The organism is Novosphingobium jiangmenense (assembly GCF_015694345.1).
Taxonomy (GTDB): domain Bacteria; phylum Pseudomonadota; class Alphaproteobacteria; order Sphingomonadales; family Sphingomonadaceae; genus Novosphingobium; species Novosphingobium jiangmenense.
This window is the reverse complement of record NZ_JADQDC010000005.1, coordinates 257062-269601: the sequence shown is the minus strand read 5'-3', so window position 1 is coordinate 269601 and position 12540 is coordinate 257062. Positions and strand designations below refer to the sequence as shown.

Sequence of the window (12540 nt, the reverse complement as noted above, 5' to 3'; positions counted from 1 at the left end):
ACGCCTTTGCCGGGGATGCGCGGAAAAGTCCACCTTTCGGCGCACCGCTCAGCGCGCTATCGCTGCGACATGTTCCTCGTCGTCTTCCGCAATCGCAAGCGCGCCGACATCGATGCCGCCGCCTACTCGGCCGATGCCGAGGCGATGGAAGTCCTCGCGGCGCAACAACCCGGCTACCTCGGTTTCAAGAGCTACACCGCCGATGATGGGGAAGTCATCGCCTTGTCGGAATGGGTTGACGAGGAAGCCGCCCTCGCCTGGCGGCGCGTCGCCCACCACGCAGAGATGCAGGGCAAAGGCCGCGCCGATTACTACGAGAACTACACCCTCTTCGCCGGCACACCAACGCGCGTACACCGCTTCGACAGGCAGGACACATGAGCATCACCGTCTACGGCATCCCCAATTGCGACACCGTCAAGAAGGCAAGGACCTGGCTGGACACGCAGGGCATTGCCCATACCTTCCACGACTACAAGAAGCAGGGGGCGGACCCGGCGCGGATTGCGGGCTGGATTGCCAAGGCGGGGCTGGACAAGGTCGTGAACAAGGCCGGGACCACCTACCGCAAGCTTGATGACGCCCAGAAAGCAGCGCTCGGCGGCGACGATGCTCCTGCGGTGCTTGCCGAACACACGTCTGTCATCAAGCGCCCGATTGTGGAGCATCCCGGCGGGCTGCTGGTCGGGTTCAAGGAAGCAGAATGGGCGGCGGCTTTGGGCTGAAGGCGTCTCGCTGACGCGTTCGAGACGGCTTCCGCTCCAGCGGCGGGCCGAGGTCTGCGTCTGGGCATAGGCAGGCTGGTAGCCGAGGCGCAGCCTCAGTCCGCCCGCATCGCCGCCGCAGCAAGGCTCTCCGCCTCCACCAGCAGTTCATCGTCCGCCGCACCCGCCGGCGTGGTTTCGCGGCCGATCATTACCAGCACCGGCACCGCGAGTGGGCTGACGCGGTCGAGCTCGACATGGACAAGTTGCCCCTGCGCGCGGTCAAGCAGATCGCCGAGGCGTCCGACATCGGTCATCCGCGCACGCGCATCGGCCCAGGCCGCCTGAATCAGCAGGTGGTCCGGTTCGTACTTGCGCAGCACGTCGTAGATCAGGTCGGTCGAGAAGGTGACCTGCTTGCCCGACTTGCGCTTGCCCGGATGCTGCCGCTCGACCAGCCCGGAGATCACCGCCACCTCGCGGAAGGCGCGGCGCAGGAGGTGCGATTCCTGCACCCATTCGACGAATTCGTGCGCAAGGATATCGGGTGAAAGCAGCGGCGCCGGGTCCAGCACCGGCTTTGCGCCCCACACCGCCAGCGAATAGTCGTTGGCGACGAACCCCAGCGGTGCCAGCCCCAGCTCGTTCATGCGCCGGGTGATCAGCATGCCGAGCGACTGGTTCGCGTTCCACCCCTCGAAGGTGTAGTAGGCCGTGTAGTGCTTGTTCTGATGCGGAAAGCTCTCGGCCAGCAGCATGCCGGGGCCCGGAAGCCGGCTGCGCCAGTCCTGCATCTCCAGCCATTCGCGCACGTCATCAGGGAAGCGCGACCAGCCTGCCCGGTCGACCATCAAGGCGCGCACGCGGTCCGAAAGGTGGGTCGTCAGCGGCAGGCGCGCGCCCATGTAGCTCGGGATCTGCCCCGGCTTCTTCGCCGCGCGCACGATCAGTTCGAGATCGCGCACGCCTTCGACTTCAAGGTCCATCCCGGCAAAGCGGATCGTGTCGCCGGGCGACAGCGTGGCGCCGAAGCTCTCCTCCACCTTGCCGAGTGAACGCCCGTTGCGAAAACGCACGTCGAGCATCTCGGCGTCGACAATGATCCCGGCGTTGAGCCGATGCCGCGCTGCATGCTCGGGGTGAGTCAGCCGCCAAGTGCCGTGCTTGTCGCGCACGATGCGCTTGAAGCGGTCATAGGCGCGCAGGGCGTAGCCCCCGGTCGCGACGAATTCGAGCACGCGCTGCCACTGCGCCTCGTCGACCCAGCGATAGGGATGGGCTGATTGCACTTGGGCCAGCAGCGCCGCTTCATCGAACGGCCCGGCGCAGGCACAAGCCATGACATGCTGCGCCAGCACGTCGAGCCCGCCGGGGCGGAAGTCCTCGCCATCGCGGCGGCCTTCGTGAACCGCTTCCTGCGCGGCGAAGGCTTCGAGGAATTCGAAGCGGTTGCCCGGCGCGAGCAGGGCGCGGCTGGGGCAATCGAGGCGGTGGTTGGCGCGCCCGATGCGCTGCAGCAGGCGCGACGAACCCTTGGGCGCGCCCATCTGCACCACCAGATCGACATCGCCCCAGTCCACGCCGAGATCGAGGCTGGCGGTGCAGACCAGCGCCCGCAATTCGCCGCGCGCCATCGCCCCTTCCACCTTGCGCCGCGCCTCCTTGGACAGCGAGCCGTGGTGGATGCCGATGGGCAGGTGATCGTCGTTGATGTCCCACAGCAGCTGGAAGATGTATTCGGCCAGAAACCGCGTGTTGGTGAAGATCAGCGTGGTCTGGTTGCGCTTTATCTCGTCGTAGAGCTGCGGCACGGCCCAAGCCGCCGCATGCCCGCCCCACGGCACGCGCTCGTCCTCGGGGTTCATGATCGAAAGCTCGGGCTTGGCCCCTGCCTCGCCTTCGACCAGACGCACCGAAGCAGCATCGCCATCGGGTGCGAGCCATGCGCAGAAGTCCTGCGGATCGGCCACCGTCGCCGAAAGCGCCGCGCGGCGCATATCGGGTGCAATGGCCTGCAACCGCGCCAGCGACAGCGCCAGCAGATCGCCGCGCTTGCCGGTGGCAAAGGCGTGTACCTCGTCCACGATCACGCGCCTCAGCCCCGCAAACATCGTCGCCGCTTCCGGATAGCTCAGCAGCAGCGAAAGCGATTCGGGCGTGGTCAGCAACACGTGCGGCGGCTTGGCGCGCTGCCGCGCCTTGCGGTCCGACGGGGTATCCCCGCTGCGGGTTTCCACCCGGATCGGCAGGCCGATCTCCTCGATGGGCGTCAGCAGATTGCGCTGCACGTCATGCGCCAGCGCCTTCAATGGCGAGACGTAGAGCGTGTGCAGTCCGTCGCCGGGAGGATCGTCACCCGCAAAATCTTGCAATGTCGGCAGGAAACCTGCCAGCGTCTTGCCCGCGCCGGTATCGGCGACCAGCAGCGCATGGTCACCTGCGCGCGCGGCGCCCAGCATCTCGCTCTGGTGCCGCCGCACCCGCCAGCCGCGCTTTTCGAACCAGTCGGTTATGGAGGGCGCCAAGATGGAGGGGGGAAGCGTCATCGCCTCCTAGATAGGAAACACCTCACAGAACCGAAAGGATCGCCTCGCGCTCCTTGGCCACCTTCCAGCCGAGCGCCGCGTCGATCAGGCCGATGGTGACCGCGCATTGATCGGCGTCCGAGCCCTTGCCGCCCATCGCCTGCCGCACGCGCTTGTCGGGAATGCCGGTTTCGCTGATGACCTTGCCGATCAGTTCGCCCGGTACGCTCGCCGTCCCCGGAGCGACCCGCTGCGGCGGCCCCAATTGCCGCGCATCGAGCATCTTCACCGCCAGATCGCGCTCGCGCAGCAGCACGGCAGGCGGCACGGTCACCTCAGGCGCCATCCGACGCGTGCGCAGGAAGGCCATGCACGCGTCCGGCCCGGTCTTGCGCGCGGCGCGCAGCAGGTCGGCCCTGATCCGTTGCACGTCTGCCAGCAGATCGCCCTTTTCGACCAGCGCGGTTGCGTACATCCGCTCGCGCACAAGATCCTGCACCTTGGAGACATAGGCCAGATCGCTGCTGCCGTCGGTGCGGGCGATGGTGCGATTGGCGCTGAACAGCGCGGCGAGATCGGGCTGGAGCGATTGCAGGCCGTCGAAGGTGATCTCCGGCCCGAACACGGTAGAGACCGCCCGGGAGATGATCTCCTTCTCCTGCGCGCTTTGGGTTACCGAGATTTCGGGCACCGGGGGCGGCGCGGTCGAACTGTCGTTGCTGCTGAAGGCCACGCGCAGGACCTGGATGGCCAGGATCACCGCAAAGGCGATCAGCCGCCCGTTGCTGAACCATCCTTGCCCGACATTGGCGCTGGCATTCTTCTCCCACAGCGCCACCCGCCATGGGTCGAAGTAGTGCTCCACTTCGGGGAAGTTCTTGCGCACGCCATCGAGCAACTGCTCCACCTGTGCGCGCTTGACGAACCAGCCCCTGCGGCTGCCTTGCTGAGCGGGCGTGGTCAGTTCGATCCACGCCTTGTGCAGCGGATGCTTGGGGTCCTGCACCTTCTCGCGGAAGCGCAACCCACGGAGGCGGGCGTTGAGGAAGGCGATCGAAGGCCGTTCCGAAACCTGTCCGCGCTCGCTTTCCCAGCCGAACACCTTGGCTGCCGGTTCGAGCAGCGGGGCCGAGCGCGGCCAACTGCGGGCGAGGATGCCTGCCAGCCAGTTGTCGATCTCGTCGAACGCGGTGACGCTGACGCTTTCGGCATTGCGCAGCACGGCCTTGAGGTGGCCCAGCGCCATGGCCTCTTCCCAGCCTTCGAGCGGGGGCAGCGTGTCTTCGTCGTCGGCGGTTTCGGGGAGCAGCAGGCGATAGAGCGCCTGTTCGTGCGCCCAGGCCGGCATCACCGCGTCCGAAGTCGGTTCCAGCCCCAGCAAGACCGGGCGCTCGAACGGATCGCGCTTGACCGCGATGGCCTGCTCCGCTGGCGCTTGCGCCGCAACGAAACCCGGCGTCACGTCGAGCTTCGGTGCGGATTCGCCAAGCTTGCGAGTCAGGCTCGGGTCGGCTTCCCCCTTCACGGCAGGCGCGGCGTAGAGCCAGTTGGACTGTTCGGCGGCGGCAGGAGCGGCCTCTTCCGCTTGCTCGAGCGGCGTCACGCCAGCGAACGGATCCAACTCTTCCGCGGCAGGCGGCGCGGCCTGCATCCTTGCCCAGCGCAGGGCCGCATCGCGCGCCTCGCGCAGTCGGGCATAGCCATCGACGTCCTTGTCGACGTCCATCGCCTTCAGCCGCTCGGCATAGGCGCGCCGGATCGCCGTCACGTCGGGCGTCTTGGCAATCCCGAGGACTTTCCAGGCCTGAGTCGGTGTCAAAGCGGCGGGTTCGCTTCGAGCATGTCGAGCAGCTGGTTCAGCTCGGCGCCTGCATCGGCAATGCGGCGGGGGTCCTGGCTGTCGAGCGCGGCCACGAACATGCGGGTGCGGTCGCCAACATGCGCGCGCACGTCGCCGAGGAACTCCTCATAGCAACGCTCGGCCCGGGCCAGCAGCGCCTGGTTGCCCGCTTCCTCGCGCGGGTGGTGCTTCAATGCTGCCAGTGCCTTGCGCCGTGCATCGAGATCGTTCGCCGCCTTGCGATCTTCCTCGTCGATGATGACAAGGTTGTGCTTGGCCCCGGTCAGCGGCACTTCCACATCGACCTCGAGCAGGCCCGAACTGTCATACGAGAAGCGCACGTCGATCGAGACTTCGCCCGCAGGCCGCGCCGGGACCGGCACCTTGATCTGCCCCAGATGAACGTTGCCCGAAACCTCGCGCGCCTCGCCCTGGTAGATCTTGACCTCGATCTGCTTCTGGTTGTCGCCCATCGTGCTGTAGACGCCCGAGCGGCTGACCGGCACAGGCGTGTTGCGCTCGATGATCGGCGAGAACAGCCCCTGCTGGATCGTCCCGCGCGCCGAATGTTCGGCGGTCTCGATGCCCAGCGTGAACGGGCAGACATCGGTGATGCGGATCTCCTCAAGCCCGCCATCACGCGCGATCAGCCCGCCCTGAATCGCAGCGCCGAGCGCGACGGCATGATCGGGATGGACCGAGGAGTTTGGAAAGCGCCCGAACAGGCGGGTGATCGCCTTGCGCACCACCGGCATCCGCGTCGCCCCGCCGACGAGCACCACTTCGCTCAAGGACGCCGCATCGATCTGGCTGTCCCGCAGCGCGCGCACCACCGGATCGCGCAAGCGGCGGATCAGGCCCTCGGCCTGCGCTTCGAACTCGCTGGTAGTGATCGTGGTCGAAAGCCGCCGGTCTTCTACCGTCACCGCGAATTCGGCTTCCTGCCCGTCGCTCAAGGCGCGCTTGGCGCGTTCCGCAGCCTGCAGCAGCAGCGCCTGCGCGCGCGGTTCGTCCAGCTTGCTCAGCAGGCCGTCAGGATCGAGCCGCCCGCGCACCGCCGTCGCCAGCGCGGTGTTGAAGTCGTCACCCCCCAGCCGGTTGTCCCCCGCCGAGGCGCGGACTTCGACGATGCCTTCGAACATCTCGACGATCGAGACGTCGAAGGTGCCTCCGCCAAGGTCGAACACCAGAAACGGCTCGCGCTCGGCCTTGTCCTGCAGGCCGAAAGCGAGCGCCGCGGCGGTGGGCTCGTTGATCAGGCGGCGCACCGTCAGCCCTGCCAGTTCGCCCGCGCGCCGTGTCGCCTTGCGCTGGCGGTCGTTGAAATAGGCGGGCACGGTGATCACAGCCTCGGTCGGACGGGTGCCGGTAAAGGCGGTCACGTCGTCGCGCAGGGCCATGAGCACGAGCGCCGAGAGGTCTTCGGCGGAAAACTCCTTCTTGCCCAGCCTGACCTTGCGGTCGGTGCCCATGAAGCGCTTGAAGCTGGTCGCGGTTGCCCCGTCCTTCATCGCCATCCGTTCGAGCGCGGCAGCGCCTACCAGCGTCGTGCCATCGGGCAGGACCGAGACCGCCGAAGGCGTCAGCAGCGCGCCCAGTGCATTGGGCACCAGTTGCGCCGCGCCGCCGCCGTTGTCGTCCGCCTGCCACAGGGCCACCGCGCTGTTGGTGGTCCCCAGATCAATCCCGATGAGCATTCGTCTTCCCGCAAGTATCAGAGGGCGTGATGCGACAGCGCCTGCTGGCTTGGCAAGCGCAAAGCGCGGGCGCGACAGGATGGGCGCGCGCCGCGCCGGGCCGAGGGGGCGCCGCCGCGTTCCACCCGTTTCTCCCGCAGGACAACCACTGAAATGGAGAAGAGCCATGGGCCAACGCATGGATTGGAACGCGCGCGACCGCTGGCAGGACCAGGAGCGACGTGACACCCACGACTATTCGGGCGAGTTTGCCCCGGAGTTTGATCGCGACCGGTATGATCGCGGTGATTGGGGCCGCAGCGGCCGTGACCGCAGCCAGTGGGGCCGCTCCGGCTCGACCGGTGCCGCGACCCCGCTGGGCGATCCGCCGACCGGCTGGATGGATCGGGACATGCGCGGTGACCGGCGCACCCACGATTGGGAAGTCGGCGATCGCTACTACACCGGGCAGCAGCAGGCGACGCCCAACGCTTCCGGGGGCCGCCCGCGCTGGCGCGATACCGCCAGCGGCAATGCCGCCAACACCGCCGATTACTTCACTGCCGAGGATTATGGCGAAGGTCGCCGCGCCTGGAGCGGGCCGACCGGCTATGGCGCCTATGGCACCGGCAGCAGCGGCGGTTACCCGTCATCCTACGGCTACAGCGGTCGCGGTGCCTATGCCGACCGCGATCCGCGCGGCTTCTTCGATCGCGCGGTTGACGAAGTGCGCGGCTGGTTCGGTGACGATCGCGATGACCGTGAGCGCGCAGGCCAACGCGAAAGCCATCGCGGCAAGGGGCCGGGCGACTACACCCGCTCCGACGAGCGCATCCGCGAAGACGCCAACGACCGGCTGACCTACGATCACCATATCGATGCCCGCCAGATCTCGGTCATGGTCACCGAGGGCGAAGTCACGCTCGCGGGTACGGTTACGAACCGCGACGAGAAGCGCCGTGCCGAAGACCTCGTCGAGGACATCAGCGGCGTGAAGCATGTCCAGAACAACCTGCGCGTGAAGGCCGGATCGGGCCTCGAAGGGCAGGGCGGCACCCTCGGCTGGGGCAACGGCGACCGGTCGATCAGTCCGGACGTCTGATTCCCACGGCGGCAAGGCGGGCGTCGACTTCGGCCATGAGCCGGGCGAGCCCGCCTTCGTCAGCGGCCTCGGCCCGCACCACCAGCACGTCCTCGGTGTTCGACGGGCGCAGCAGCCACCAGCCGTCCGGCGTATCCACGCGCACGCCGTCGGTATCGTTGACCGTGCTGCCGTCTGTGCGCAAAGCGGCGAGCACTTCCTCCACCGCTGCCACCTTGCGCTCGCGCGGCACGGCGAAGCGGAACTCCGGCGTCGCCACCATCTCGGGCATCTCATCGCGCAGCTGCGTGACCGACTTGCCCAGCCGCACGGTCGCCCCGATCAGCCGGACGGCAGCATAAAGCGCATCGTCAAAACCGAAATATCTGTCCGCAAAGAATATGTGCCCGCTCATTTCTCCGGCGAGCGGGGCATGTGTCTCTTTCATTTTGGACTTTATCGGCGAGTGCCCCGTCTTCCACATCAGCGGCTTGCCGCCCAGCTCCGCGATCCGCGCGAACAGCGTCGAACTGGCCTTCACATCGGCAATAACCGTGGATTTCGGCCATTCGCGGAGCACCTCCTCGGCAAAGATCGCCAGTAGCTGGTCGGCCCACAGCACCCGGCCCTTGCCGTCCACCGCGCCGATTCTGTCTCCATCTCCGTCAAATGCCAATCCGAAGTCGAGGCTTCCTTCCGCGACAGCGCGGCGAAGATCGGAGAGATTGGATTCCACAGTCGGATCAGGATGATGGTTGGGAAAATGGCCGTCCACGCTCGCATGAAGAAGGACATGGCGCCCGGGCAGCCGGGCGGTCAAAGCCTCGATCAGGGGGCCGGCAGCGCCGTTGCCCGCGTCCCAGCCGATCGCGAGGCTGTCCAGCGCGGACAGGTCGATTCCTTCCAGCGCGCCGATCAGGCAATCGACGTAAGCGGTGGCAACGTCGGCGTCCTCGATGCGCCCCATGCCGGAAGCCCACGCGCCTTCCTCGGCGATCCGCCCGAGATCGACTATGTCGCTCCCGAAGAACGGGGCGCCTTCAAGTACCATCTTGAAGCCATTGTGGTTGGCGGGATTGTGGCTGCCGGTTACCTGAACGCCGCCCTGCACCTCTGGGGCTAAGGCGCCCGAACCCGGCGTCGCTGCAAAATAGAGCATCGGACTCGGCCCCAGACCGATCCGCACGACATCGACGCCACTGGCCGTCAGCCCCTCGACCAGCGCGTGTTCCAGCACCGGCGTACTGAGACGCCCGTCGCACCCCACCGCCACGCGGCTTCCCCCCCGAGCGCGCACCACGCTGCCGAAGCTGCGCCCGACCGCGCGCGCGTCGTCCGTGCTGAGGGTCTCGCCGAAGACGCCGCGAATGTCGTATTCGCGCAGGATCGAGGGGTGAAAGCGGTGCCCCGTCACGGTTTGAGCCGATCAGGCCCCGCGCCGGTCGGCCAGTCGCGCCAGCAGCAGGTCGCGCGCGGCATTGGCCTCGTGCACTGCCTCGTTGCTGCCGCCCCGGTCGGGGTGGACCTTCTGGATCAGCCGCCGATGCGCCTCGATCACCTCGTCATAGCCCGCCTGCGGTCCGATACCGAGGAGGTTGCGCGCCCGGCTCTCGTTCGCGGCGCGCGGGTCCCCCTGCAACAGTTCCCACGGCCAGCGCCCTGCCAGCAGCTTGCAGGCAAGGCTGGCGAGGACCGCGAGCGTGAGCAGCTTGACCATCAGGCGACGTTGTCCAGCGGCAGTTCGGCCTCTGCCTTTGCGGGCACCGGAAGGTTCAGCCCCGCCACCAGCGTGCGCAGTTCCTGCCGCGCGACAAGGTGGCTGGTGCCCAGTTCGCCCAGATGCCCCTTGTCGAGCAGGGTCAGCCCGCTCGGGAACAGCTCGCGATAGATCACGCGTTCGGAAAGGCCGCTCGCCACGCGGAAGCCGACGCGCTTGGACAGTTCGGTCAGCGCCTGGTCGATGCGGCGCTGGTTGCGCGCTTCGGTATAGCCGGTGCGGTTGCGCACCACGACCCAGTCCATCTCGCGGCGCGCATCCTTGATCGTCGCCATCGCCCGCTTCTTGCGCGCTTCCCAGATCAGTTCGGCATAGAACGACAGGCGGCGCACCTTGAACGTCTCGGCGTCCACCTGCCCGATCAGGTCGAAGTCGACGAAGCTGTCGTTGAGCGGCGTGACCAGCGTATCGGCCTGGGTGGCGACATGGCGGGCGAGCGGATCGTCGCGGCCCGGCGTATCGAAGACGATGAAATCGTGGTTCTGCGAAAGCTGTGCGGTCAGGTCGTCGAGACCTTCGGCACTGTCGTGCGGATAGACCCCGAAGCTGGCGCTCGGCAGGCTGATCTCGCGCCGCTTCATCGTCTCGGCGCGGTTCTCGAAATAGCGGTGCATCGTGCGCTGGCGGTGATCGAGGTCGATCGTCGCAACCCGCGCGCCCTGATAGGCCAGCGCCACGGCCACGTGGACCGCCGTGGTGGACTTGCCGGTGCCGCCCTTTTCGTTGGCGAATACAATGCGATGGGTGCCATTCGACAAGGTTCGGGTACTCTCTGGCTGTTGATGCGCGGGCTTGCGGGAGGCGTTCGCCGCCCGTATCGCCCGTCCGGTCAGACTTAGTGGAGTGGTTGCCAAGGTGCAAACGATCAACCGGCTGGAAGACCTGCGCAAGGCGGTCGACGCGCTCAAAATCAGGGGAAAAACGGTCGCGTTCGTCCCCACCATGGGCGCGCTGCACGAAGGCCACCTTACCCTGGTGCGGCAGGCGCACCGCCATGCGGACCATGTGGTTGCATCGATCTTCGTCAATCCGCGCCAGTTCGGCCCGAACGAAGATCTCGACGCCTACCCCCGCCGCCTTGCCGCCGACGCCGCGCTGCTCGATGCGGAAGGCGTCGCTGTGCTCTGGGCGCCGACGGTCGACCAGATGTATCCTGAAGGCTACGCCACCAACATCTCGGTCTCCGGCCTCGGCGACGTTGCCTGCGGTGCGGCGCGCCCCGGCCACTTCGATGGCGTCGCCACCGTGGTGTGCAAGCTGTTCAACCAGGTCCGCCCGGATTACGCCCTGTTCGGCGAGAAGGACTGGCAGCAACTTGCCATCATCCGCCGCATGGCGCGCGATCTCGATCTGACCCAGCCGCAGGTCGCCAACATCATCGGCGTCGAGACCGTGCGCGAGGCGAGCGGCCTCGCCATGAGCAGCCGCAACCAGTACCTGACCGGAGAGGAGCGCGCACAGGCCGCCGGTCTCTCCGCCGCCATGCGCCGGGCGATTGCCGCGATTCAGGGCGGTGCCGACGTGGCGCAATCCCTCGCCACCTTGAATGCGGACATTCTCTCGGCTGGATTCACCAGCGTCGATTATGCCGACTTGCGCGATGCCGCGACGCTTGAAGCCATCGAGACCTTCACCGGGCAAAGCGCCCGCCTGCTCGTCGCCGCCCGCATCGGCGCGGCGCGATTGATCGACAACATGGGAGTGGGCTTGAAATGACTTCGGCAATGATGACCCCGATCACGCCGACCGCCTCGTTCAAGGACAACCTGGCCCTGCTTCCGGCGATTGACGGCATTGCCCGCATCGATCTGCGCGATGCTTCGGGCGCGGTTGTGGCAACGATCCCCAACGAACCCGGCAAGCAAGGCTCGCTCAAGGTCTACAACTACCTCGAACTCTGCTTCGGCAAGCTCGACGCAGCCGCCGCTGCTCACGCGCTGGACGTGTTCGCCGAACACACCCCCGATGCCAGAGCGCGGCCCGGGGCCCATCCCAACATCGATCGCCTGCTCGAGATCGCGGCCGGTGCGCCCGCGCTGGAGATCGTCGCCGTCGCCCAGTGAAGTCGTTCAGTGAATTGGGGGATCAACCGCCGGGACGGCGGCGACCGGCGCCACCGGCTCGCCCTCGGTCCTCGGCGGCAGCGCGTTCTCCGGCACGTCGTCGATCAGCATATCGCGCGTGGGGACGTGTTCGAGGTTGCGTACGCGCACGGTAATGTGATCGCCGTCCAGCGTCAGTTCGTTGAAGCTGGGCGGGGTCGAGCGCACGCGCTGGCTGAGCGTGCCCGCGCCGATCATCCGCACCGGCCCATTGGGCGTCGGATGGATCAGGTCGAAGGCATCGTGGACATGGCCTGAAAGCACGGCGAGGACGTTGCGGCTGGCCAGCTCGGCGAGGGCATGGTTGCCGCCCCGCGTCAGCGCCTTGCCCCGCGTGCCGGCTTCCACCAGCGGATGATGGCAGGCGACAATGGCGCGCGTGCCTTGGGGCAGGGCGTCGATCGCAGCCAGAGTCTGCGCGAGGGCCGCCTTGCCGACCGTGCCTTTCGACCAGTTGAGGCGAAGCTGCGCACGCGCAGTCGTCTTGAGCGGCACGATTTTCGCACCGGGGATCGGCAGCTCGCGCTCCAGCACGCCCTCGATCGAACGGAAGCGGCGGTAGGGATCGACGAAGCGCTCGATCAGGTTGAAATAGGGCAGGTCGTGATTGCCCACTTCTACCGTTACCGGCACGTCCAGCGCCTTGATCCAGTGACAGGCGGCGGTGAATTCGCGGTGCCGCGCCCGCATGGTCAGATCGCCGGTAATCGCCACAGCATCGGGCTTCTCGCGCGCGATGCACTGCGCCACCCAGTCGAGCGCGCGGCGATCTTCAAGGCCGAAATGGATGTCGCTGATGTGGAACAGGCGGGTCATTGGGCGGGGGTGATCGTCG

Annotated in this window: 12 protein-coding genes; 5 read left to right on the top strand and 7 right to left on the bottom strand. The window is 67.2% G+C overall.

Features of this window, described 5'->3' with window-relative positions; translation table 11 throughout:
* Positions 1-69 precede the first annotated feature (69 nt).
* Both I2488_RS09985 and I2488_RS09980 read left to right on the top strand, forming a co-directional pair.
* Positions 70-381 carry an antibiotic biosynthesis monooxygenase family protein gene (locus I2488_RS09985; protein WP_196275641.1) on the top strand — a complete coding sequence of 104 codons (312 nt, stop codon included), beginning with the start codon at positions 70-72 and terminating at the stop codon, positions 379-381.
* The gene (locus I2488_RS09980; RefSeq protein WP_196275640.1) at positions 378-725 is read left to right on the top strand and encodes an arsenate reductase; all 348 of its coding nucleotides are present in this window, start codon (positions 378-380) and stop codon (positions 723-725) included. Before I2488_RS09985 ends, I2488_RS09980 begins: the two co-directional genes overlap by 4 nt.
* A gap of 95 nt (positions 726-820) precedes the next feature.
* Here the strand turns inward: I2488_RS09980 and I2488_RS09975 are convergent, their stop codons facing one another.
* Genes I2488_RS09975 through I2488_RS09965 form a run of 3 tightly spaced genes read right to left on the bottom strand, consistent with a single transcriptional unit; the run spans position 821 to position 6766 of the window.
* Positions 821-3250, bottom strand: a complete 2430-nt coding sequence (locus I2488_RS09975) for a ligase-associated DNA damage response DEXH box helicase (protein WP_196275639.1) — start codon at positions 3248-3250, stop codon at positions 821-823.
* A gap of 22 nt (positions 3251-3272) precedes the next feature.
* The gene (locus I2488_RS09970) at positions 3273-4997 is read right to left on the bottom strand and encodes a hypothetical protein (RefSeq protein ID WP_196275638.1); all 1725 of its coding nucleotides are present in this window, start codon (positions 4995-4997) and stop codon (positions 3273-3275) included.
* 47 nt (positions 4998-5044) lie between these two features.
* Positions 5045-6766 carry an Hsp70 family protein gene (locus I2488_RS09965; RefSeq protein WP_196275637.1) on the bottom strand — a complete coding sequence of 574 codons (1722 nt, stop codon included), beginning with the start codon at positions 6764-6766 and terminating at the stop codon, positions 5045-5047.
* Between the two features lie 166 nt (positions 6767-6932).
* On the opposite strand from I2488_RS09965, the gene I2488_RS09960 reads away from it, so the two are divergent.
* Positions 6933-7847 (top strand): BON domain-containing protein, encoded by a 915-nt coding sequence (locus tag I2488_RS09960; protein WP_196275636.1) that lies wholly within the window; start codon positions 6933-6935, stop codon positions 7845-7847.
* Here the strand turns inward: I2488_RS09960 and pgmG are convergent.
* Genes pgmG through I2488_RS09945 form a run of 3 tightly spaced genes read right to left on the bottom strand, consistent with a single transcriptional unit; the run spans position 7831 to position 10361 of the window.
* Entirely contained in the window at positions 7831-9240 is a 1410-nt protein-coding gene (pgmG, locus tag I2488_RS09955) for a phosphoglucomutase/phosphomannomutase PgmG (RefSeq protein WP_196275635.1), read from the bottom strand. The genes I2488_RS09960 and pgmG overlap by 17 nt on opposite strands.
* 12 nt (positions 9241-9252) lie before the next feature.
* Positions 9253-9543 carry a J domain-containing protein gene (locus I2488_RS09950; protein WP_196275634.1) on the bottom strand — a complete coding sequence of 97 codons (291 nt, stop codon included), beginning with the start codon at positions 9541-9543 and terminating at the stop codon, positions 9253-9255.
* Complete coding sequence (locus I2488_RS09945; RefSeq protein WP_196275633.1) at positions 9543-10361, bottom strand: division plane positioning ATPase MipZ; 819 nt, start codon at positions 10359-10361, stop codon at positions 9543-9545. Before I2488_RS09945 ends, I2488_RS09950 begins: the two co-directional genes overlap by 1 nt.
* Positions 10362-10458: 97 nt before the next feature.
* On the opposite strand from I2488_RS09945, the gene panC reads away from it, so the two are divergent.
* Entirely contained in the window at positions 10459-11319 is an 861-nt protein-coding gene (gene panC / locus I2488_RS09940; protein WP_196275632.1) for a pantoate--beta-alanine ligase, read from the top strand.
* An 8-nt stretch (positions 11320-11327) separates the two neighbouring features.
* The gene (locus I2488_RS09935) at positions 11328-11666 is read left to right on the top strand and encodes a DUF2322 family protein (protein ID WP_196275631.1); all 339 of its coding nucleotides are present in this window, start codon (positions 11328-11330) and stop codon (positions 11664-11666) included.
* Positions 11667-11672: 6 nt separating this feature from the next.
* On the opposite strand, the gene I2488_RS09930 is transcribed toward I2488_RS09935, so the two are convergent.
* Positions 11673-12521 (bottom strand): metallophosphoesterase family protein, encoded by an 849-nt coding sequence (locus I2488_RS09930; RefSeq protein ID WP_196275630.1) that lies wholly within the window; start codon positions 12519-12521, stop codon positions 11673-11675.
* Between the last annotated feature and the right edge of the window lie 19 nt (positions 12522-12540).